At 62.2% G+C, this 22,649-nt stretch carries 20 protein-coding genes; 16 read left to right on the plus strand and 4 right to left on the minus strand.

The window, feature by feature from the left end; translation table 11 throughout:
* Nucleotides 1-28: 28 nt before the first annotated feature.
* The 10 genes from GTQ41_RS00825 (at nt 29) to GTQ41_RS00870 (ending at nt 13,116) form a co-directional block, all read left to right on the plus strand.
* On the plus strand, nt 29-2,185 hold the full coding sequence (locus tag GTQ41_RS00825) for a type I secretion system permease/ATPase (RefSeq protein WP_047290714.1): 2,157 nt from the start codon (nt 29-31) through the stop codon (nt 2,183-2,185).
* Complete coding sequence (locus GTQ41_RS00830) at nt 2,175-3,542, plus strand: HlyD family type I secretion periplasmic adaptor subunit (RefSeq protein ID WP_217325408.1); 1,368 nt, start codon at nt 2,175-2,177, stop codon at nt 3,540-3,542. The genes GTQ41_RS00825 and GTQ41_RS00830 overlap by 11 nt, the downstream gene beginning before the upstream one ends.
* Nucleotides 3,543-3,912: 370 nt before the next feature.
* The gene (locus tag GTQ41_RS00835; RefSeq protein ID WP_047290716.1) at nt 3,913-4,809 is read left to right on the plus strand and encodes a TauD/TfdA family dioxygenase; all 897 of its coding nucleotides are present in this window, start codon (nt 3,913-3,915) and stop codon (nt 4,807-4,809) included.
* Nucleotides 4,810-4,827: 18 nt separating this feature from the next.
* The gene (locus GTQ41_RS00840; RefSeq protein ID WP_047290717.1) at nt 4,828-5,853 is read left to right on the plus strand and encodes an ABC transporter substrate-binding protein; all 1,026 of its coding nucleotides are present in this window, start codon (nt 4,828-4,830) and stop codon (nt 5,851-5,853) included.
* A 5-nt stretch (nt 5,854-5,858) separates the two neighbouring features.
* A complete protein-coding gene (locus GTQ41_RS00845) occupies nt 5,859-6,719 on the plus strand; it encodes an ABC transporter ATP-binding protein (protein WP_047290718.1) in 861 nt (286 codons plus the stop codon).
* Between the two features lie 20 nt (nt 6,720-6,739).
* Nucleotides 6,740-7,606: an ABC transporter permease gene (locus GTQ41_RS00850; protein ID WP_047290719.1), complete on the plus strand. Its 867-nt coding sequence runs from the start codon at nt 6,740-6,742 to the stop codon at nt 7,604-7,606.
* 197 nt (nt 7,607-7,803) lie between these two features.
* Complete coding sequence (locus tag GTQ41_RS00855; protein ID WP_007961495.1) at nt 7,804-8,721, plus strand: LysR family transcriptional regulator; 918 nt, start codon at nt 7,804-7,806, stop codon at nt 8,719-8,721.
* Between the two features lie 188 nt (nt 8,722-8,909).
* A complete protein-coding gene (locus GTQ41_RS00860; RefSeq protein WP_047290720.1) occupies nt 8,910-10,448 on the plus strand; it encodes an MFS transporter in 1,539 nt (512 codons plus the stop codon).
* 26 nt (nt 10,449-10,474) lie between these two features.
* Nucleotides 10,475-11,545 carry an HlyD family secretion protein gene (locus GTQ41_RS00865; protein WP_047290721.1) on the plus strand — a complete coding sequence of 357 codons (1,071 nt, stop codon included), beginning with the start codon at nt 10,475-10,477 and terminating at the stop codon, nt 11,543-11,545.
* Nucleotides 11,542-13,116 (plus strand): efflux transporter outer membrane subunit, encoded by a 1,575-nt coding sequence (locus GTQ41_RS00870; protein WP_196302409.1) that lies wholly within the window; start codon nt 11,542-11,544, stop codon nt 13,114-13,116. The genes GTQ41_RS00865 and GTQ41_RS00870 overlap by 4 nt, the downstream gene beginning before the upstream one ends.
* 95 nt (nt 13,117-13,211) lie before the next feature.
* Here the strand turns inward: GTQ41_RS00870 and GTQ41_RS00875 are convergent, their stop codons facing one another.
* Together GTQ41_RS00875 and GTQ41_RS00880 are read right to left on the minus strand one after the other, a co-directional pair.
* Nucleotides 13,212-13,517, minus strand: a complete 306-nt coding sequence (locus GTQ41_RS00875; protein WP_047290722.1) for an XRE family transcriptional regulator — start codon at nt 13,515-13,517, stop codon at nt 13,212-13,214.
* On the minus strand, nt 13,510-13,875 hold the full coding sequence (locus GTQ41_RS00880) for a type II toxin-antitoxin system RelE/ParE family toxin (protein WP_047290723.1): 366 nt from the start codon (nt 13,873-13,875) through the stop codon (nt 13,510-13,512). Before GTQ41_RS00880 ends, GTQ41_RS00875 begins: the two co-directional genes overlap by 8 nt.
* Nucleotides 13,876-14,044: 169 nt before the next feature.
* Here GTQ41_RS00880 and GTQ41_RS00885 point away from each other — a divergent pair, with 169 nt between their 5' ends.
* Genes GTQ41_RS00885 through GTQ41_RS00900 form a run of 4 tightly spaced genes read left to right on the plus strand, consistent with a single transcriptional unit; the run spans nt 14,045 to nt 18,743 of the window.
* Nucleotides 14,045-14,824, plus strand: a complete 780-nt coding sequence (locus GTQ41_RS00885; RefSeq protein WP_047290724.1) for an efflux RND transporter periplasmic adaptor subunit — start codon at nt 14,045-14,047, stop codon at nt 14,822-14,824.
* Entirely contained in the window at nt 14,821-16,140 is a 1,320-nt protein-coding gene (locus GTQ41_RS00890; protein ID WP_047290725.1) for an efflux RND transporter periplasmic adaptor subunit, read from the plus strand. The genes GTQ41_RS00885 and GTQ41_RS00890 overlap by 4 nt, the downstream gene beginning before the upstream one ends.
* On the plus strand, nt 16,141-18,237 hold the full coding sequence (locus GTQ41_RS00895) for a biotin/lipoyl-binding protein (RefSeq protein WP_047290726.1): 2,097 nt from the start codon (nt 16,141-16,143) through the stop codon (nt 18,235-18,237).
* Between the two features lie 11 nt (nt 18,238-18,248).
* Complete coding sequence (locus tag GTQ41_RS00900; RefSeq protein WP_047290727.1) at nt 18,249-18,743, plus strand: GNAT family N-acetyltransferase; 495 nt, start codon at nt 18,249-18,251, stop codon at nt 18,741-18,743.
* Between the two features lie 9 nt (nt 18,744-18,752).
* Here GTQ41_RS00900 and GTQ41_RS00905 read toward each other — a convergent pair whose 3' ends face one another.
* Together GTQ41_RS00905 and GTQ41_RS00910 are read right to left on the minus strand one after the other, a co-directional pair.
* Nucleotides 18,753-19,064: a hypothetical protein gene (locus GTQ41_RS00905; protein ID WP_047290728.1), complete on the minus strand. Its 312-nt coding sequence runs from the start codon at nt 19,062-19,064 to the stop codon at nt 18,753-18,755.
* A 57-nt stretch (nt 19,065-19,121) separates the two neighbouring features.
* Nucleotides 19,122-19,709, minus strand: coding sequence for a phage tail protein (locus tag GTQ41_RS00910; RefSeq protein ID WP_047290729.1), 588 nt, complete (start codon nt 19,707-19,709; stop codon nt 19,122-19,124).
* Between the two features lie 241 nt (nt 19,710-19,950).
* On the opposite strand from GTQ41_RS00910, the gene GTQ41_RS00915 reads away from it, so the two are divergent.
* Together GTQ41_RS00915 and GTQ41_RS00920 are read left to right on the plus strand one after the other, a co-directional pair.
* Complete coding sequence (locus tag GTQ41_RS00915; protein ID WP_047290730.1) at nt 19,951-21,546, plus strand: glycosyltransferase family 39 protein; 1,596 nt, start codon at nt 19,951-19,953, stop codon at nt 21,544-21,546.
* A 138-nt stretch (nt 21,547-21,684) separates the two neighbouring features.
* The gene (locus tag GTQ41_RS00920) at nt 21,685-22,530 is read left to right on the plus strand and encodes a sulfotransferase (RefSeq protein ID WP_047290731.1); all 846 of its coding nucleotides are present in this window, start codon (nt 21,685-21,687) and stop codon (nt 22,528-22,530) included.
* Nucleotides 22,531-22,649: the final 119 nt, after the last annotated feature.

Raw genomic sequence — 22,649 nt, forward strand, 5'->3', positions numbered from 1 at the left:
GTTCAATTGTTAGCCAAGAGTGCCGAGCGTGGAATCAGAAGTCAGTCGAGTTCAACTCATTCATGATCCGCGCGCGATGCACGACGATCCGTTGCTGGATGGTCTGCTCGCTCTGTGCATGCTGCACCAGAAACCCGCCAGTGCGGCGATGCTCACCACCGGTCTGCCGCTGCCCAAGCAGCGCCTGAGCGTCGAGTTGCTGCCCCGCGCAGCGGCTCGCGCCGGGCTGCAGGGTCGGGTGCTGCAACGCAAGCTGGAAGAGATTCCGGCGATTGCCATGCCGGCGCTGTTGCTGCTCAAGGATGGCCGCAGCGCGGTCCTGCTCGGCTGGCAAGGTGACAACGAAGCCCGGGTGCTGCTCAGCGAAAGCGACGGCGGCGAATCGGTGGTCAGCCGCGAACTGCTGGCCGACGACTACACCGGCAAAGTGTTCTTCGCCCAGCCGCAGCACAAATTCGACGTCAACCACGGCACGCTGATCCCGCGTGCACGCTCGTGGTTTCGCGACACCCTCAAGCGTTCGCGCTGGCTGTACGCCGATGCGATCGCCGCGAGTTTCCTGATCAACATCATCGCCATGGCCGCGCCGCTGTTCGTGATGAACGTCTACGACCGCGTGGTGCCGAACCAGGCCGAAGCGACCCTGTGGGTGCTGGCGCTGGGCATCACCGGTGCCTACATTTTCGATCTGATTCTCAAGAGCCTGCGCAGTCTGTGCCTGGATCTGGCCGGCAAGAAAACCGACCTGATCATCTCCGCGACGCTGTTCGAACGCATCGTCGGCATGGCCATGAAGTACCGCCCGGCGCGGGTCGGCAGTTTTGCGCAGAACATCCATGAGTTTCAGAGCCTGCGCGACTTTCTCGCCTCGCTGACCCTGACCAGCCTGATCGACCTGCCGTTCACCCTCCTGATCTTCATCGTCATCGCGATTCTCGGCGGGCATCTGGTGTGGATTCCGGTGCTGGCGTTCCCGATTGCCTTGTTGATCGGTTACGCGCTGCAGAAACCGCTGGTCGCGACCATGGAGCGCACCATGGCCCTCGGCGCCGAGCGGCAGTCGAGCCTGATCGAAACCCTCGCCGGCCTCGACGCGGTCAAGGTCAACAACGCCGAAAGCGAACGCCAGTATCAGTGGGAACAGACCATCGGCACCCTCAGCCGCCTCGAGCTGCGGGTGAAAATGCTCTCCGGTCTGGCGATGAACATCACCCTGCTGATTCAGCAACTGGCCGGGGTGATCATGATCGTCTTCGGGGTGTACCAGATCATCGCCGGCAACCTGAGCATGGGCGGTCTGATTGCCTGCTACATGCTCAGCGGCCGCGCGCTCAGCCCGCTGGCCTCGCTGTCCGGTTTGCTGACGCGTTATCAGCAGGCGCGGGTGACCATGACCTCGGTTGACCAAATGATGGAGCTGCCGCAGGAGCGCAATTTCGAAGAGCGTCCGCTGAGCCGCAAGGTGTTGCAGGGCGCGATCGAGTGCCGTCAGCTGAACTTCACCTACCCGGAACAACAGAACCCGGCGCTGAAGAACATCAACCTGGTCATTCGTCCCGGCGAGAAGATCGGCATCATCGGCCGCAGCGGTTCGGGCAAGAGTTCGCTGGCGAAACTGCTGGTCGGCTTGTACCAACCGGATGACGGCGCGCTGCTGGTAGATGGCGTCGACATCCGCCAGATCGACGTCAGCGAGCTGCGCTACAACATCGGCTACGTGCCGCAGGACATCCAGTTACTGGCCGGCACCCTGCGTGACAACCTGATCTCCGGCGCGCGCTACGTCGAAGACGAGCTGGTGCTGCAAGCCGCAGAGCTCGCGGGCGTGCACGAATTCGCCCGCCTGCATCCGCAGGGTTATGAACTGCAAGTCGGTGAACGCGGGCAGAACCTGTCCGGTGGCCAACGGCAGAACGTCGCACTGGCGCGGGCGCTGCTGCTCAACCCACCAATCCTGCTGCTCGACGAACCGACCAGCGCCATGGACAACACCGGCGAAGAACGCCTCAAGCAACGCTTGGCTGCCGTGGTTGAAAACAAGACCGTGGTGCTGGTGACGCACCGGGCCTCGCTGCTGTCGCTGGTCGACCGGCTGCTGGTGGTCGACCGTGGACAGATTCTCGCCGATGGCCCGAAAGCCGCCGTGATGGAAGCGTTGAAGAAGGGGCAGATCAGTGTTGCTTAAGTCGGGTGTCAAAGAGTCGATCCGTCGCTACTTCAAGGGTTCTGCCTCGTTGCAGGGCCAGCCGCTGCCGGAGGTCAACAAAGCGCTGATCGAGGACGCCCCGCGCGTCGTGCGCCTGACCATCTGGGCAATCATCGGCTTCTTCCTGTTCCTGCTGCTGTGGGCCAACTTCGCCGTGATCGACGAAGTGACCAAGGGCGACGGCAAGGCGATTCCGTCGTCGAAGATCCAGAAAATCCAGAACCTGGAGGGCGGGATCGTCTCGGAAATGTTCGTCAAGGAAGGTCAGATCGTCGAGGCCGGCGCACCGCTGATTCGCCTGGACGACACGCGATTTGCTTCCAACGTCGGCGAAACCGAAGCTGGTCGCCTGTCGATGCTGTTGCGCGTCGAGCGCCTGAGCGCCGAGGTCGATGACCGTCCGCTGAACTTCCCGGAGGACGTGCTTAAAGCCGTGCCGGGTCAGGCGAAAAGCGAAGAGTCGTTGTACATCAGCCGTCGTCAGCAATTGCATGACGAAATCGGTGGACTGCAGGAACAACTGATTCAGCGTCAACAAGAACTGCGCGAATTCAGTTCCAAGCAAGCGCAATATCGTCAGCAACTGGGCCTGCAGCGCCAGGAAATCAACATGTCCGAGCCGCTGGTGGCGCAGGGTGCCGTATCGCCGGTGGAGGTGCTGCGCCTCAAGCGTGCCGAGGTCGAAACCCGTGGTCAGCTCGACGCCACCACGCTGGCCATCCCGCGCGCCGAATCGGCAATCAAGGAGGTCCAGCGCAAGATCGACGAGACGCGCGGCAAATTCCGCAGCGAAGCGCTGACTCAGCTCAACGAAGCCCGCACCGACCTGAACAAGGCCCAGGCCACCGGCAAGGCGCTGGAAGACCGGGTCAGCCGGACGCTGGTCACCTCGCCGGTGCGCGGCATCGTCAACAAGTTGCTGGTCAACACCATTGGCGGCGTGATCCAGCCGGGCAGCGACATGGTGGAAATCGTGCCGCTGGACGACACCTTGCTGGTCGAAGCCAAGATCCGCCCGCAGGACATTGCGTTCCTGCATCCGGGGCAGGAAGCGATCGTCAAATTCACCGCGTACGACTACACCATTTACGGCGGACTCAAAGCCAAGCTGGAGCAGATTGGCGCCGACACCATCACCGACGAAGACAAGAAAACCACCTACTACATGATCAAGGTGCGCACCGAGCGCAGCCACTTGGGCACCGATGAAAAGCCGCTGCTGATCATTCCGGGGATGGTCGCGTCGGTGGATATCATCACCGGCAAGAAGTCGGTGCTGAGCTATCTGCTCAAGCCGATCATCCGCGCGCGGGCCGAGGCGTTGCACGAGCGTTGATGCTCTAGCGGTCTTTATGGCCTCATCGCTGGCAAGCCAGCTCCCACAGAGTTTTCGGTTGGAACACGATTGTGTGCTCGACATCGGAATCTGTGGGAGCTGGCTTGCCAGCGAAGACGCCAGTGAAATTGCCACATTACGCCCAGAAGTGACAAAAACCGTCACTCACCATCCCGTACATTCCTCACCATCCGCCATATCGTTATTCATTAACGGTATTTAATTTCCAGTTCTTATAGCTTTAAAGTCACCCACCTGCGTACCTGCCGACCAATCGGCGCGCCGCACGACCTGAACCGACACGCAATCCAGCGTGAGTGTCTGATCGACGTGCGCGCCCGTGAGCGCGCCGTGCGTGGGAGATTGAAAGATGTCCGCAGCTACTGCCACCCCAAGCGCCGCGACTGCCGCGCCGCAAACCTTCGAGATTCGCCCATTCAGCGGTGCCGTCGGTGCCGAAATCATCGGCCTGGACCTGACCCGGCCAGTCAACGACCATGACTTCGCGCGCATTCATCGCGCGCATCTGGATCACCATGTCGTGGTGTTCCGCGACCAGCGCATCACCCCGCAACAGCAGATCGATTTCAGCCGTCGTTTCGGCGTGCTGCAGATCCATGTGCTCAAGCAGTTCCTGCTGGCCAATCACCCGGAAATTCTCATCGTCTCCAACATCGTCGAGAACGGCCAGAACATCGGTCTCGGTGACGCCGGCAAGTTCTGGCACTCCGATCTCTCCTATAAAGAACTGCCGAGTCTCGGCTCGATGCTGCATGCGCAGGAATTACCGTCCGAGGGCGGCGACACCTTGTTTGCCGACATGCACAAAGCCTGGGACAACCTGCCCGAGGCGTTGCGCAAAGCCGTGGAAGGGCGCTCGGCCGCGCATTCCTACACCGCGCGCTACAGCGAAACCAAATTCGAAGGCAACTGGCGTCCGACCCTGACCCCGGAGCAACTGGCGCAGGTCGCCGAAGTGGTGCACCCGATCGTCCGTACCCACCCGGAAAACGGCCGCAAGGCGTTGTTCGTCAGCGAAGGCTTTACCACCCGCATCGTCGGTCTGCCGGAGGACGAGAGCCAACAGCTGCTGGCCGAGCTCTACGCCCACAGCGTGCTGCCGCAAAACATCTACCGCCATCAGTGGCAGCCCCACGACATGGTGTTCTGGGACAACCGTTCGCTGATTCACCTTGCCGCCGGCTGCCCCGCGCACCTGCGCCGCAAGCTGTATCGCACGACCATTCAGGGCGACGCGCCTTTCTGATTTGCCGGAGATTCGATCATGTCCAAACGTCTTCCCTTTGCACCGCTGGCGGCGGCCATTGGCCTGGGTTTCAGCCTGCTTGCCGGCAGCCTGGTGGCGCCGACCGTGGCCCACGCCGAAGGTGAAATCCGCATCGCCGAACAGTTCGGGATTGTCTATTTATTGCTCAACGTTGTGCGCGATCAGGGCCTGATCGAGAAGTACGGCAAGCAGCAAGGCCTCGACATCAAGGTCGACTGGACGCAGCTCTCGGGCGGCGCGGCGGTCAACGATGCGCTCTTGTCCGGTTCCATCGACATTGCCGGCGCCGGGGTCGGCCCGTTGCTGACCATCTGGGATCGCACCCACGGCAAGCAGAACGTCAAGGCTGTCGCCTCGCTGGGCAACTTCCCGTACTACCTGGTCAGCAACAATCCCAAGGTCAAAACCATTGCCGACTTCACCGAGAAGGACCGCATTGCGGTGCCGGCGGTGGGCGTGTCGGTGCAGTCGCGCTTCCTGCAATACGCCGCGGCCAAGCAGTGGGGTGACAAGGAATTCAATCGCCTCGACAAGTACACCATCGCCGTACCGCACCCGGATGCGACCGCTGCGCTGATTGCCGGCGGCACCGAACTGACCGGGCATTTCTCCAACCCGCCGTTCCAGGATCAGGCGCTGCAGAACCCGAACGTGCACGTGGTGCTCAACTCCTACGACATCCTCGGCCCGAACTCGCCGACGGTGCTGTTTGCCACCGAGAAATTCCGCAATGAGAACCCGAAAACCTACAAAGCTTTCGTCGAGGCGCTGAGCGAAGCCGCGCAATTTGCCCAGAACGATAAGGGCGCGGCGGCGGACACCTACATCCGCGTGACCAAGGCCAGGATCGACCGCGCCGAGCTGCTGAAAATCATCGACAACCCGCAGTTCGAGTTCAGCGTCACGCCGAAAAATACTTATCCACTGGCCGAATTTCTTTACCGCGTCGGCGCGATCAAGAACAAACCGGAATCGTGGAAGGACTACTTCTTCCAAGACGCCAAACCGCTGCAAGGGAGCTGATCGAGATGAACGCCCTCTTGCAAGGCCACGCGGCCAGCAACTCGGTCGCCAACACGCAAGCGCTGCTGGCGGTGGATAACGTCAGCCTCGAATACCGCACCCCGCAACGGGTGGTGCGGGCCACCCATCAGGTCAGTTTCGAAATCGATCCGGCGGACCGCTTTGTGCTGCTCGGCCCGTCCGGCTGCGGCAAGTCGACCTTGCTCAAGGCGGCCGCCGGTTTCATTGCGCCGAGCGAAGGCGAGATTCGCCTGCAAGGTCAGCGGGTCGAGGGACCGGGTCCGGACCGGATCGTGGTGTTCCAAGAATTCGATCAACTGCCGCCGTGGAAAACCGTGAAACAGAACGTGATGTTTCCGCTGCTGGCCTCGCGAACCTTGAACAAAAAAGACGCCGAAGAACGTGCACTGCACTACCTGGAAAAAGTCGGTCTGGCAGCATTCGCCGACGCCTATCCCCACACCTTGTCCGGCGGCATGAAGGCGCGGGTGGCGATTGCCCGCGCGCTGGCGATGCAGCCGAAAATCCTTTTAATGGACGAGCCGTTCGCCGCGCTGGATGCGCTGACCCGGCGCAAGATGCAGGAAGAATTGCTGCTGCTCTGGGAAGAAGTGCGCTTCACCTTGCTGTTCGTCACCCACTCGATTGAAGAGGCGCTGGTGGTCGGCAATCGCATCCTGCTGCTGTCGCCGCATCCGGGGCGGGTACGCGCTGAGGTGCACAGCCATCAATACGATCTGCAAAGCCTCGGCGGCGTGGCGTTTCAGGAATCGGCACGGCGCATTCACCGCTTGCTGTTCGATGAAGGCCAGTCGCCGGAGACCGAGCGTGACCATGACTTCAACGACATTCGTATCGCTTATTGAGCGTTCTGGAGGATTGCCTGATGAGCCAGCCATCGTCTGTACGACAAGAGTTTGAAACCGTCCTTGAACCATTGACCAGCGTGCCGCTTGAGCGCGAATTGCCGTTGGCGCAACGCCTGTGGCAACAGGGCTGGCTGCGTAAGAGTGTGATCCTGATTCTGCTGGCGATCCTCTGGGAAGTGATCGCCCGGGTGCAGAACAACGACCTGTTGCTGCCGAGCGTTCTGCAGACCGGCCACGCGCTGTACGACGGCCTGCGCAGCGGTGAGTTGCTGGGCAAAGTGTGGATATCGCTGGTGGTGCTGATCAAGGGCTATCTGATCGGCATCGTCCTGGCATTCGCCCTGACCACGCTGGCGGTGTCGACCCAGCTCGGTCGCGACCTGCTGAGCACCCTGACCTCGATGTTCAACCCGCTGCCGGCGATTGCCTTGCTGCCGCTGGCGTTGCTTTGGTTCGGTCTTGGGCAGAACAGCCTGATTTTCGTACTGGTGCATTCGGTGCTGTGGGCGCTGGCGTTGAACACCTACGCAGGCTTTCTCGGCGTCTCGGAAACCCTGCGCATGGCCGGGCGTAACTACGGGCTGAAGGGCATGCGTTTTGTGCTGTTCATCCTGATCCCGGCAGCGCTGCCGTCGATCCTCGCCGGGTTGAAAATCGGCTGGGCGTTTGCCTGGCGCACGCTGATCGCAGCCGAGCTGGTGTTCGGCGCCACCAGCGGCAAGGGTGGGTTAGGTTGGTACATCTTCCAGAACCGCAATGAGCTGTACACCGACAAGGTGTTTGCCGGGTTGGCGGTGGTGATCCTGATCGGGTTGCTGGTGGAGAATCTGGTGTTCGATACGCTGGAGCGGGTGACCGTAAAGCGCTGGGGCATGCAGCGCTGATGTGTATTGACTGAGTTGCCCCCATCGCTGGCAAGCCAGCTCCCACAAGGATTGTGGCGTTCACTGATTCTGTGACCGCCGAAAGTCCTGTGGGAGCTGGCTTGCCAGCGATGGCGCCCCTACAGCAGCCGCCAAACTTGAGACATGTTTGCTAGCATTGCGCCTGAATCAATCCAGATCAGCCAAGAGTGCTCAGCATGCAACTCCCGGACATGAACCTTCTGGTCGCCCTCGACGCCCTGCTCGACGAGGGCAGTGTGGTTGGCGCCGCACGGCGTATGAACCTCAGCCCTGCCGCCATGAGCCGCACCCTGACGCGCATCCGTGAAGCCATCGGCGACCCGATCCTGGTGCGCGCCGGTCGCGGCCTGGTACCGACCCCCAAAGCCCTCGAATTGCGCGAGCAGGTGCGCGATGTCGTCGAGCAGGCGGCGCTGCTGTTTCGCTCCGCCGACAGCGTGGAATTGGGTACCTTGCGGCGGCGTTTCAGCATCCGCGCCAACGACTTTTTCATCGGCGTATATGGCGGCAAGCTGTTCGATACCCTCGACCAGCAGGCGCCGCACTGCGAATTGCGCTTCGTCCCCGAGGGCGATGGCGACGACGAAGCGCTGCGGGAAGGACGGATTGATCTGAGTGTCAGCAACACCCGTCCGGTGACCCCGGAAGTCAAAGTGCAGAACCTGTTTTCCACGCATTTCGTCGGTCTGGTACGTGAGGATCACCCACTGCTCGACGGCGAAATCACTGCCGAGCGCTATGCCGGTTACTCACATATCAGCATGTCGCGCCGTGGCATTGCTCGCGGCCCCATCGACACCGCGCTGAACGCCTTAGGCCTGGAGCGGCGGGTGGCGGTGATTGCGCCAAGCTTCCACGCGGCGATGTTTGCCTTGCCCGATTCCGACCTGATCCTGCCGGTGCCCAAGGAAGCGTTGCTCAGCGTGCGGCGGCTGGGCTTGAAGCTGCGTTCTTTCAACCTGCCGATCCCGTTGCCGACGCTGATGCTGACCCAGGCCTGGCACCCGCGCTTCGACAAAGACCCGGCACACCGCTGGCTGCGCGAAACGCTGAAGGCCTGTTGCGATGAGACGTGGCTGGCCGCGCAGCCCTGAAGGGTCAAAAGATCGCAGCCTTCGGCAGCTCCTACAGGGAAGCGCAGTCTGCAGGAGCTGTCGAAGGCTGCGATCTTCTGCTTTAAACAATTGTGTCTGACGCACTTATAACCTGCCGATAAGTCAATTTTCGTCAGCAGTAAGCCTTACTAAAATGCTCCGGTATTTTTCCCCCGGAGTGTGTATTCATGACATCCCTGACCGTCCCGGCGCCCGTCGCTGCGGCCAGTCCGGCGACGGCGGCCACGCCACCGGTGTTTGGCGCGCGGATCATCACCGGCCTGGTCGGCGTGCTGCTGGCGGTGCTGGTCTCGGGCCTCAACGAGATGGTGACCAAAGTCGCTTTGGCCGACATCCGTGGTGCGCTGAACATCGGTTACGACGAAGGCACCTGGCTGGTGTCCTGCTACGCCGCGACTTCGGTGGCGGCGATGGCGTTTGCACCGTGGTGCTCGGTGACGTTTTCCCTGCGCCGCTTCACCCTCTGCGCGATCAGCCTGTTCACGCTGCTCGGCGTGCTGTGCCCGTTCGCCCCGAACTACGAAAGCCTGTTGCTGATGCGCACCCTGCAAGGCCTGGCCGGCGGCGCGTTGCCGCCGATGCTGATGACCGTTGCCCTGCGCTTTCTGCCGGCCAATTTCAAACTTTATGGCCTGGCCGGCTATGCGCTGACGGCGACGTTCGGCCCGGGTCTTGGCACGCCGCTGGCCGGATTGTGGAGCGAATACGTCGGCTGGCAATGGACGTTCTGGCAAATCATCGTGCCGTGTCTGATTGCCATGGCGATGGTGGCCTGGGGCATTCCGCAGGATCCGCTGCGCCTGGAACGCCTCAAGACGTTCAACTGGAAAGGCCTGCTGCTGGGTTTTCCGGCGATCTGCATGCTGGTGATTGGCTTGCTGCAAGGCAATCGGCTGGACTGGTTCGAATCGAACCTGATCTGCGCATTGCTCGGCGCCGGCTCGCTGTTGCTGCTGGCGTTTCTGATCCATGAATGGTCGCAGCCGATTCCGTTTTTCAAGCTGCAGATGCTCGGTATTCGCAACCTGGCGTTCGCACTGATGACCCTGGCCGGGGTGCTGGTGGTATTGCAGGCGGTGGTGCTGATTCCGTCGAGCTATCTCGCGCAGGTGCAGGGTTATCGCCCGGTGCAGACCGCGCCGATCATGCTGATCGCGGCGTTGCCGCAGCTGATCGCGCTGCCGCTGGTGGCGGCGCTGTGCAACCTGCGCTGGGTCGATTGTCGCTGGGTGCTGGGCATCGGTTTGAGCATGCTTACTCTGTCTTGCCTGGGCGGCTCGCTGCTGACTTCGGAGTGGATCCGCGACAATTTCTACGTCCTGCAATGGCTGCAGATTTTCGGTCAGCCGATGTCAGTACTGCCGCTGTTGATGCTCTCCACCGGCAGCATCCAGCCACAGGACGGCCCGTTCGCTTCGGCGTGGTTCAACACGGTTAAAGGCTTGGCGGCGGTGATCGCCACCGGCGTCATCGAGGCGCTGACCACCGCGCGCCTGCATTTCCACTCGACCATGTTGATCGACAACCTCGGTAATTCACCGTTGGCCGATCGCAGCGATCCGGGCCTTGCTCATCGCCTGCACGAACAGGCCGTGGTGCTGACGTCCTCTGATCTCTATGTGTGCATGGCCGGCGTCGCGGTGGCGCTGATCCTGCTGATTTTCTGGCTGCCGACGCGGATTTTTCCGCCGCGCGCGCCGACCTGATTGCTTCACAGATACCGAAGGTTTTTATGACGACTCAAGCAAAGCAAAAACTCGCGGTGGCCGTGGCCGCCGCACTGGCGGTCGGCGTGTTGCTGTACCTGGCGGTGCCGGGACTGTTCGGCAAGCGCACCCAGCAAAATACCAACGACGCGTTCGTTTCCGCCGACTACACGTTAGTGGTGCCGCGCGTGGCCGGGTTCATCAAGGAAGTGCTGGTGGAAGACAACCAGCAGGTCAAGGCCGGGCAATTGCTGGCGTTGATCGATGATCGCGATTTGCGCGCCGCCGCTGAAGCGGCCGATGCGCAAACCCTGGTCGCCCGCGCCCAGTTGCAAAACGCCAGGGCCACGCTGGAGCGGCAGACCTCGGTGATCGCTCAGGCGCAGGCCTCGGTGGTCTCGGCCAAGGCAGAAATGGCCTTCGCCCAGCAAGAGCTCAACCGCTACAACCACCTCGCTGGCGTCGGCGCCGGCACGGTGCAGAATGCGCAGCAGGCGCGCACTCGCATCGATCAGGCGAGCGCGCGTCTCGATACGGCCAGCGCGAAACTGGCGGCCGAGCGCAAGCAGGTGGAGATCCTCACGGCGCAACGCGATGCCGCCGAAGGCAATCTGAAGCATGCGCAAGCGGCACTGGAAATCGCCAGTTTCGAGCTGTCCTACACGCGCATCACTGCGCCGCAGGACGGCATGGTCGGCGAGCGCGCGGTGCGTGTCGGCGCCTATGTCACGCCGGGCAGCAAGTTGCTGGCGGTGGTGCCGTTGCAGCAGGCGTATGTGGTTGCCAACTTTCAGGAAACTCAGCTCACCGACGTGCAACCGGGCCAGCAAGTGCAGGTGCACGTCGACAGCCTCGGCGGTGAGGCCTTGAGCGGTCGCGTCGAAAGCATCGCCCCGGCCACTGGCGTGACATTCGCCGCGGTGAAACCGGACAACGCCACGGGCAACTTCACCAAAGTCGTGCAGCGGATTCCGGTGAAGATCGTGCTTGAGTCGGGTCAGCCATTGGCCGAGCGTTTGCGGGTGGGCATGTCGGTGGAGGCGAGTATCGACACTCGCCGTTCGGCGTCGGCGGAGCGCGAGGTGACTCAGCGATGATTTTTGTTGAATCGGCTGGCGACATCGCTGGCAAGCCAGCTCCCACAGAGGGTGTGCAGACTGGCCGGGATTCTCACTCCAAACAGAGTTCTCTGTGGGAGCTGGCTTGCCAGCGAAGAGGTCCGTGGCAGCAACTCACCTTAAGTGCCTTGCTTACCCTTGGCCTCAGCGCCTGCACCGTCGGTCCGGACTTCCACAAGCCTGAAGCCCGCCAGATCACCGACTGGGCCAAACCCGCCAAGTCCGCCCCCAGCCAGGCCGTCAGCGAACCGCTGAACCAACGCTGGTGGGAAGTTTTTCACGACCCGCAACTCTCAGCCCTGACCCAGCGGGCGATGAACAGCAACCTCGATCTGCAGCTGGCCGGCAGCCGCTTGCAACAAAGCCGTGCCGCGCGCCAGGTGATCACCGCGGATCGCTACCCGACCACCGCCGCTAACGGCAGCTACGCGCGCAAACGCAACAGCGGCGAAGGCCTGAATGACCCGTCCGGACACAACGGCGATTCCGCCTTCAACCTGTGGGACGCCGGTTTCTCCGCCTCGTGGGAACTGGATGTCTGGGGCCGCGTGCGCCGCGAGACCGAGGCTGCCGATGCCAACCTCGAAGTCGCCGAAAACGACCGTCGCGGCGTGCTGCTCGCGGTCCTCGCCGATACAGCACAGAACTACATCCAGCTGCGCGGCGTGCAGAACACCCGCGCGGTCACCGAGCAGAACCTCGATGTCGCCCGGCACAGCCTCAAGCTGTCGCAACTGCGCCTGAACGACGGTGTGGCGACCGATCTGGACGTCGCCGAAGCCGCCGCCCAGGTCGCGGCCATCGAATCGCGCCTGCCGGCCCTTGAGCAGCGTCAGTCGCAACTGATCAACGCGATCAGCCTGTTGATGGGCGAAGCGCCCCAAGCGCTGGCCAAGGAGTTATCCACAGATGCCGCGGTGCCGCAGTCACCGCTGCAAGTCGCCATCGGCCTGCCGTCACAGCTGGCCGAACGCCGACCGGACATCCGCCAGGCCGAGGCGCGCCTGCACGCCGCCACTGCCAACATCGGCGTGGCCAGAGGCGACTTCTATCCGCGCATCACCCTGTCCGGCAACCTCGGCTCGCAGGCAATGCAGCTGAGCGATTTCGGTTCCTGGGGCTCGCGGGCTTTTGGTATCGGCCCGCAATTCAGCCTGCCGCTGTTCGACGGCGGACGGCTGCGCGGCATGCTGCAACTGCGCGAAGCCCAGCAACAGGAAGCGGCCATCGCCTATCAGCAGACCGTGCTGCGCGCCTGGCATGAAATCGACGACCAGTTGACCGCCTACAACGCCAGCCAACGCCGCCGCGACAGCCTCGCCGAAGCCGTGCGGCAGAACCAGATCGCCCTGCGCACCGCACAGCAGCAGTACGTCGAAGGCGTGGTCGATTTCGTCAACGTCCTCACCGTGCAAGGCGCGTTGCTGGCGACTCAGGAGCAGTGGGTGGAGAGTTCGACGGGTGTGTCGTTGGCGATGGTCGGGTTATACAAGGCGTTGGGTGGGGGATGGGAGTCGGTGTATCCGGTGGGGGAGATGGCGCAGCGCTGAGATTGCGCGTGAGGGAGCAAATCGGCGAATTCGATTGGCCACTATACGGCTATTGCACAGTGGAAGATTCACAGGTTGAAGCGGGTTATGGCTGTTCAGCCTGCGAAATTTTCGATTTTGATTTGCCCGTCGGGAAAGGTCGCGATGATTTCAAGTTCGCCACCCATTGCCCGGATATAGTTGCGCAACGTGCTGATGTACATATCGGTACGGCGCTCCATTTTCGAGATGGCCGCTTGGTTGACGTGCAGCATTTCAGCCAGCGTGGCCTGGCTCAAGGCCTTGGCTTGTCGCAGTTCGTTAAGCGGCATTTCCTTGATGTGTTGTTGGTAGATCGAATCGGCAAGCGCCCGTGCTTCGGGTGTCATGCGTGCTTCGAGGTCGGCGAATTTCTTAGCCATTGTTGCAACCCTCTTTGCGCAATGTTTCGAGATGCTCATCGTACAGTCGATCGGCGAGCGGGACGTTGAGTTCATACCAGCGGTCCTGACCGGTTTTATCTCCACCGATCAAAAGCAACGCGCAGCGTCTTGGATCAAACGCATAGAGCACGCGATACGGTCGCCCGCCATGCTGGACGCGCAATTCCCGTAAATGACCATGCCGCGCGCCATTGATTGCACTGCTATGCGGAAAACGCAGGCCTGGCCCGAATTGCCCAAGCAGTTTGACGCTTGCCGCCACAGAACTCTGCTCGCTCTCAGTCAGTTCTTCCCACCAGTTGCCGAACTCGTCGGTGTATTCGATATCCCAATTCATGGGCACTAATATGAGTGTTATGGAATATTCCATCAAAGTCATATTTTCGATGGGTTGACCATAGCGCTTCGGTCGGATTACAGCAAGCGTAACGGCACAGTGATGGCCTTTCGCTTGACGCTATTCCTCGCTGTCGTAGACTCCGCTCATCCGTCAGGGAGTAGCGGTTATGCAGCGTTTGCGCGGTTGGGTTATCGGATTGACCTTTGTTACGTGTGCAGTTCAGGCGCAAACGCCCGGGCCAGACGATCCGCTGCTGGATAACGCAACGCCTGCGACAGCCACGGCGAGCAGTGAGGCGCGGGGTGTGTTGCGCGCTCGGGATCAGGCGACGCTGGCCAGTGAGTTGTCGGGGCGGATTGTCGAGTTGCCGTTCAGCGAGGGCGAGTCGTTCAAGAAGGGCGATGTGCTGGCGAAGTTCGATTGCTCGGCGTATCAGGCGCAGCTCAATGCCGCCCAGGCCGCCAGCCGCGGTGCCGGTGAGGAGCTGGCGCACAATCGGCAACTGGCGGCGCTCAATTCCGTCGGGCGTTTCGAAGTGGCGCGGGCCGAGGCCAAGGTCAGCGAGACCCAGGCGCAATCTCAGGTTTATCAGGTTCAGGTCAAACGCTGCAGCGTGGTTGCGCCGTTCGACGGGCAAGTGGTCGAGCGTAAGGTGCAACGCTACGAAAGTGTGCCGGCCGGCGCGCCACTGCTCGATGTGGTCGACAACCGCACCCTGGAGATCCACTTGCTGGTGCCGTCGCGCTGGATGGCCAGACTCAAACCCGGCCAGACCTTCAGCTTTATCCCCGACGAAACCGGCCAGCCGATCGATGCCACGGTCAAACGACTCGGTGCGCGGATTGACGAAGGCAGTCAGACCCTGTTGCTGGTCGCCACACTTCCCGAAGCCAAGGGCTTGCTCGCCGGCATGAGCGGCACGGCGCATTTTGCGGAGCTTAAATGAACGCCCCGGTGGCCGGCGGCGCCGAACAGGTGTTTGCGCGGTTTCTGGATCTCGAACGACAGACACGTGCTGCTCGCGATGCCTCGCAACTGGCCTATAGCCTGGTCAACGACGGCCAGGCGCTGTTCGGGTATCGCCATGCGGCATTACTGATCGCTGGCAAGGTACAGGCGGTGACTGGCGTCAGTACGGTCGAGCCGAATGCACCGTTTGTGGCATTCGTCGAGCAGGCGGTGGCGCAGTTGTTCAAGCAGGATGGATTGAAGATTGCGCGGGTCATCACGCCTGAGCAGGTGGGCGAAGCGATTCAGGCTGACTGGAGCAGTCTGTCTGCCGCTCAAGTGTTCTGGCTGCCACTGATCGACCGCGAGGGCGAGGTGTTCGGCGGTTTGTGGCTGGCCCGCGATGTGCCGTGGAACCCTTCCGAACAAGTGCTGCTGTCACAACTGGGCGACACCTACAGTCATGCGTTGCTGGCGTTGCAGCCGCGCAAGCCGTGGCGGCTGCGCTGGACCCGCAAGCGTCAGGTGGCGCTGGTGGCGGTGCTGTTGCTCGGGTTGTTGATCCCGGTGCGCCAGTCGGTATTGGCGCCGGCGGAAGTCGTGCCGCAGGGCGGGCGCGTGGTGGCGGCGCCGCTGGACGGGGTGATCGCCGAGTTTCTGGTCAAGCCCAATCAACCGGTGAAAGCCGGCGACCTGCTGCTGCGGTTTGAAAGCACCACGCTCAAGGCCCAGGCTGACGTGGCCGAGCGTGCCTTGGGCGTGGCGGAAGCAGAACTGAAATCCAACTCGCAACGTTCGTTTGCCGATGCCGAGTCCAGTGCCAGGGTCGATTTGCTCGCCGCCCGTGCCGAGCAAAAACGCGCCGAGCGCGATTACGCCCGCGAGTTGCTGGCGCGTAGCGAAGTGCGCGCCGAGCGTGACGGGATCGCAGTGTTCGCCGATGCCGAGCGCCTGACCGGCAGACCGGTGCAGACCGGCGAGCGCTTGATGGAAATCGCCGACCCGAATCAGGCCGAACTGCGTATCGAACTGGCGGTGGGCGACGCGATTGCGCTGGAACCGGGCGCCGATATTGCGTTGTTCCTCGACAGCGATCCGCTGCAACGCCACACCGCCAGACTTGAGCGTTCGGCCTATGAAGCGCAGCCCACCGCTGGCGGCCAACTGGCGTATCGACTGGATGCGAATTTTACCGAGGCACCGCCGCGCATCGGCCTGCGCGGTACGGCCAAGATATTCGGCGACCGCGCGCCGCTGGCCTTGTATCTGCTGCGCCGCCCGCTTGCCGGTCTGCGCCAGAGCGTGGGTCTGTAAATGAATCTGCCGAGCCTGCGTGCCGACCTGCAACTGTCGCCCGCGGCGCCAGCACTGGACGGTTCACCGCGCTGGACCCTGGCCGATCCGGTGCGCGGTCGGTATTTCAAACTCGGCGCGGCGGCGATGCGCCTGTTGCGCCACTGGTCGCTGGGCGATCCCGAGCAAGTGCTGCGCGCCGCCAACCGCGAGCCGGGCCTGCCGCTGGACGGTGTCGAGTTGGAGCAACTGCTGACATTTCTGCGCGGGCATGACCTGATCAGCGCCCTCGACGATCAGCAGCGTGCCAGTTACTCGCTCAAGGCCCTCGCGCAACGGCAGAGCCTGTGGAAAATCCTGCTTCACCAATATCTGTTTTTTCGCATTCCATTGTGGCGCCCGGACGCTTTTCTCAATCGCGCGTGGCCGTGGCTGGAGCGCTTCGGGCCACGACTGTTGCGCGTCGGTCTGCCGGTAACGCTGGCGCTCGGGGTGTTTCTGGTTTCGCGGGACTGGCAGCGCTTTGTCGGCACCTTTCCGCACCTGTTCAGCCTCGGTGGGGCGCTCTCGTTTGCTGTGGCGCTGTTCTTCGCCAAGCTCTGTCACGAGTTCGGCCACGCATTCATGGCCAAGCGCGCCGGCTGTCGGGTGCAGAGCATGGGCGTGGCGTTCATGGTCTTGCTGCCGATGTTTTACACCGACGTCAGTGACGCCTGGCGGGTCAACGACCGGCGTGCGCGGCTGCTGATCGGCGCCGGCGGGGTGCTGGCGGAGTTGTTGCTGGCGTGCATCGCGTTGCTGGTCTGGTCGCTATTGCCCGACGGCCCGGCCCGGACGGCGGCGTTCATGCTCGCCAGTGCGACCTGGATCACCACGCTGGTGGTCAATCTCAACCCGTTCATGCGTTTCGATGGCTACTTTTTGCTCAGCGATCTGTGGGAGGTCGACAACCTGCAGGGCCGGGCCTTTGCCTTCTGTCGCTGGCGCCTGCGTGAGTGTTTGTTCGGCTATGGCGCCCCGGCGCCGGAGCCTTGGTCGCCGACGATGCAGCGGCGTTTGCTGATCTGGGGGTATGGCTCGTGGTTATGGCGTGCGGCGTTGTTTTTCGGGATCGCGCTGGCGGTCTATCACTTGTTCTTCAAGGTGTTGGGGATCTTCCTGATGCTGGTGGAACTGGTGTGGTTCATCTTTCTGCCGATCATGAATGAGTGGCGTCAGTGGTGGAGCCGCCGCGAACAAGCGCATGGCCCGCGTGTGCTGGTCAGCAGCCTGGCGGTACTCGGCCTGTTGCTGGTGCTGATCGTGCCGTGGCGCAGCGCGGTCGAACTGCCGACGATGCTTGAGGGCGGTCGGGCCAGTGCGTTGCATGCGCCGGTGGCGGCGCGGGTCAAAACAGTCAAGGTCGCGGATGGCCAGACAGTCGCCCAGGGCGATGTACTGATCGAACTGGAGTCGCCAGACCTCGAATCGCAGCAGGCCATCGTCCGCCGGGAAATCCAGATCCAGCAATTGCTGATGCGCCGACAGGCCGGTCGCAGTGAAACCGCGGCCGACGCCAGTATCATCGAGCAACGCCTCGCCGAAGCCGTGGCGCAATACCGTGGTCTGAGCGCTCGCCGCGAACGCCTGCTGCTGCGCGCGCCCCATGCCGGCACTGTGCGTGATGTGCTGCCCAATCTGACGCCGGGGCGCTGGCTGTCGAGCAAGGATGCGCTGGCGCGGGTGGTCGAGGACGGTTCGCGCCTGCGTGGCTATATCGCCGAAGCCGAGTTGTGGCGAGTCAAACCGGGTGCGACCGGGCGGTTCATCGCCGATGATCCGATGCATCCGGCGCTCGCCGTAAAACTGGATGAAATCGATACCAATGGCGTGGCCTATGTCGATCAGGAGGCGCTGACCTCCGATCATCACGGGCCGATTGCCGTGCGTCGCGATCAACAGCAACGAGCCGAGCCTGTACAAGCGCAATATGGCGCGCGATTGACTACGCTGGATCAGCCGCCCACCCCGGCTCAACCGTTGCGCGGTGTGGTGGTGCTGCAGGGCAGGGGCGAGTCGGTACTCGGCGTGGCCTGGCGCCGGTTGGCGGCGCTGGGGGTCAGGGAAAGCGGTTTCTAGGGAGCGTGAACATGGCGAGCAACGCGGGTGTGACGGCAGACGGATTGGTGGTGCGACCTGCGCGGGCCACCGACGAGCCGTTTTTGCACCGCCTCTATCAGTCGGCGCGCCCGGATCTGCAATGGATCGACGCCGAGCAGGAAGTGGTGCAGCAAGTGATCGCCCAGCAATTTCAGGTGCATGAGCAGGGCGTGGGTGATAACCATCCCAACGCCCTGCACTACGTCGTGGAAAAACTCGGCACGGCCATCGGGGCGCTGAGCACCGACTTCGGCCCCAATGAAATCCGCGTGTTGTACATCGCCTTCATTCCCCAGGCGCGGGGCAAGGGGTACGGCCGCGCGGTGTTGCAAGGCGTGCAAAAGGCCGCGCAGCAGGTTCGTTGCCCGGTGGCAACGGTGGTCTGGGCCAACAACCCCCACGCACGGCAACACTATCTGGCGTTGGGATTTGCGGTGGAAGAACGCAATCCGGCGGCGGAACGGCTGGTGTGGTATCCGCAGTGAGGCGGGATTTCAGTTGAAGGACATGCAGAAGTAACCCAGTTGCGGATCCCGCCCCATCGCCGGCACTCGCGACACGAAAATATCTTCCACTCGCCCGAGTTCCGGCAGCTCCAGTGCGCAGAGGCCGTCGACGAACCCGGTCGGCACCAGGCTGTTGAATTCGAGGCAGAACGGCATGCGCTCGCTGTAGCGGGTTTTCGCCGCTGGAACCTCATCAAGATGCTCGATCTGAATCGGCAATGCCGTGCCATCTGGCAGGTGCAGCGTGCTTTGCTGTCCGAGCAACGGCTGGACGTGTTGGATCTGAACCGCTTGCAGCATGATCTGACTCCGTTGAAAAAAGAACGGCCGGGGGCCGTGAGGCCCCCCGACACATGATCAGTTGCGCGAAGGGAATATCCCGTTCAGGGCAACGCTGAAGTTGACGACCAGAGAGGGGTTGACGATGGATAACGGCTGACTGCCGCCCGTGGAGGAAATGTCCCCGGTGACCGTGGTGGTCAGGCCTTTGATGGGAACCGGTGTGGCACCTTGGGCATCGGAATAGATGTTTGCCGAGCCAGGGCCGCCGCCGGAAGCGCCGATGTACGAGTTGGTGGCGGTCGGCACGGTCGCCGGATTGCTTGCAGGCACCGCCAGTTGCAGGGCGGTGTTGGCGGAAAGGCCGGTCATCGCGTGGGTGTGGTTGGGCATGTTGGCGATCGTGGCGGTGACGTTTTCCGTGCCATACACCTCACCGATGACACGCGGCGTCAGCCCCTGTCCGGTACCCTGTGCCACGGGCACCCGACCTTGCAGGTTGGGCAACTGAAAATTGGTCGTGCCGTTGCCGCCGTAGAAGGTGCCCAGCAAGGCGAACAATGCCTGGTATTGCGAGATGCCCAGGATTTGTCCGTTGCACAAGGCCCAGCCACTGGGGGCGAAGTTGAAGGCGAACGGTTGAATCGTACCCATAAAGACTTCCATGGTTCCTCATCCTTCTGTTATGTGGTCGGCGCGCCGCGCGGTAGCCTGGTTGCAGGGCAGGTCCACAGGCTGTGCTGACGCCTTGCATTTGCGCGGGCAGGTCACGCCACGCCGTAGCGTAGACCCGGATCAGCGGACTTGCCGGACGTCGTCATGGCCGCGCGTCGACTTCGCCTCTGGCCTACAGTGTGCGCAATGAGTGATGCTGGTTTTTACTCGGTAAATCTGTAAGGGAAGGTTGATGGAAGCGCGTCGCGAGACTCCGCTGGGGGATACCCAGGACCCGTTTGCCGCACCGAACGCCGGTGTCCGGCGTCTATGGCGCTGGGCTCGCCAGCAGTGGCTGATACCGATTCTGTTGCTGGCGACGGTGGTGCGTTTTTATGACCTGACCGCTGCCGCGATCTGGGGCGACGAAGGCTCAAGCCTGCTGCTGGCGAACTATTCGCTCAGTGGTATCTGGGAGCACGCGGCGTTCGACGTGCATCCGCCGTTGTATTTCATGCTGCTGCACGGCTGGATCGGGTTATTCGGTGAAGGCATCCTGTCGATTCGCAGCCTCAGCGCTGTGGCCGGCATCGCCACGGTCGGGCTGGGTGTCTGCCTGGTCGATCGCCTGGCCACCCGCCGCGCCGCGATCATCGCCGGGGTGCTGCTGGCGTTGCTGCCGACGGCGGTGCGCTACAGCCAGGAAGTGCGCATGTACTCGCTGCTCGGCCTGCTCCTGATCGCTACCACACTGGCGCTGATCTGCTGGGTCAGGCGCCCGCAGCGCCGCCGGTATCTGCTGATCTATGCATTGCTGATGAGCGCCGCGTTGTACACCCACTACTTTGCAGTGCTGGCCGCGCTGAGCCATTGGCTGTATCTGGGGCTGATTCGCCTGCTGCCGGGTTATCGCCTGCGGCATATCCAGCGCAAGGACTGGTGGCTGGCCAATCTGGCCATCGTCGTGCTCTACCTGCCGTGGTTGCCGAACCTGCTTGATCTGACGCAACACATGGAAGAACTCAAGGTCGGTGGCGATGTGGGTTGGGAAGATCCGGTGACCCTGTCCTCGCTGCCGTCGATGATCTGGCTCTGGTTGATCCAGGACGACGGCGAGCATCTCCCGTTGCTGCTGTTCTGCGGCGTACCGCTGGCCCTGCTGGCGCTGGCGGGCGTGGCCGTGGCCCGCGACCGCAGCGTGAACCATGGCAGCGTCTTGCTGGCGCTTTACACCGGTATGCCGTTGTTGCTGGTGTTCGCGGTGTCGTTCATCAGCCCGGTGTTCATCGAACGTTACCTGACAGCCTATGCGCTGGGGTTGCCGATGCTGGCGGCGCTGGCCATTGACCGGTTGTACCGCCGCACTCGTGTGCTGGCAGTGACGATCCTGGTGGCATGGGTCGGGGTTGAGTTGGTGGGTGTGAACACCAACGCCACGGTCGACCCGCACGATCAGTTCAACGTCATGGTCGATTACATCAACCGGCATTTCGTCAGCGGTGACCGGATCGTCACCAGCGACATGCTCTGGTACCTCAGTTACGTCTACTACAACCGCACTGACGCTCAGGTGCGGCTGTATACCCCGCCCGCTGCCGATGGCCGTTCGACGCGTCCGAATCACTACGGTTTCGGCACCCTGGTGTCCGAGGAGGTCTACCTGGACCGACTCGATGACCTGCCCAAGGGCAGTGCCCGGGTCTGGTTGATCGGCGATCTGGACGTGGACGTGCCTGACCCATTCCGACCCTTGCCGACGACCTGGCAACTGCGTGATCAGACCCATGCCGGTGGCGCAAATGCGCGACTTTTTTCGTTGACCACTGATAACGGGACGACGGAGAAATGACTTAAACGCTTCACCATTTTTTTCGCGATTAAAACGGGCTTTCATAGTCCGTTTTGCTCTATTTTGATATCAAAACACTACTAGTCGAAAGGGTATTGTTGGACTACGCTCGTCGGACAAAAGGACTTACAAAGTAGGGTGAAGGGATTGCAGCAATTCCACTTTATCTCCGGCTTGCCGCGCTCAGGTTCCACCCTGCTTTCTGCGATTCTTCTGCAGAACCCGCGCTTTCATGCCGGCATGACCAGCCCGGTCGGCGCGCTGTTTTCCGGTGTCCTTGAACAATGCAGCGCCGGCAGCGAATTCGGCGCGGTGATCGACACCGACATGCGCCGGCGCCTGCTGCGCGGACTGTTCGATGCCTACTACGCCGACAAGGCTGACAAACCGGTGGTGTTCGACACCAACCGGCAGTGGAGTTCGCGCCTGCCGGCCATCAGCGATCTGTTCCCCAAAGCCAAAGTCATTGCCTGCGTGCGCAACGTCGCCTGGGTGATGGACAGCCTGGAACGGTTGTACCGCGCCAACCCTTATGAAAACACCAAGCTGTTCGGCGATGCCGTCGAGCGCAATACCGTCTACAGCCGCTGTGAAACCCTGGCCCAGCGCAATCGTCTGGTCGGTTTTGCCTGGGCGGCGCTCAAGGAAGCCTATTACGGCGAGCACGCCGATTCGCTGCTGATCGTCGATTACGACTTGTTGACCCAGGCCCCGGAGCGCGTGCTGCGGCTGGTCTACGACTTCATTGGCGAGCCCTGGTTCGAGCACGATTTCGAACACCTGGCCTATGACGCGCCGGCGTTCGACCAGGCGCTGGGTGTGGCCGGCTTGCACAAGGTCAAACCCAAGGTTGCCCTGCAGTCCCGGCGCACGATTCTGCCGCCGGACCTGTTCAAGCAATACGCCGATCTGTCCTTTTGGCTCGATGGCTCAGCCAGTGCTGCCAATGTGATTCGTATGAAGTCCGACGCCGCGATCAGTTGATCGCGGCGTTTTTCATTGATGCGTTTACAACTGTTCGAGTCCGGGTGAGCAACATGTGGTGGAGCAAACAAAAGTCGCGGGTAACCGAAGGCCAACGGACGCTGACTGCGCCGCTGATC

This window comes from Pseudomonas sp. AN-B15 (genome assembly GCF_019056475.1).
GTDB lineage: Bacteria > Pseudomonadota > Gammaproteobacteria > Pseudomonadales > Pseudomonadaceae > Aquipseudomonas > Aquipseudomonas parakoreensis.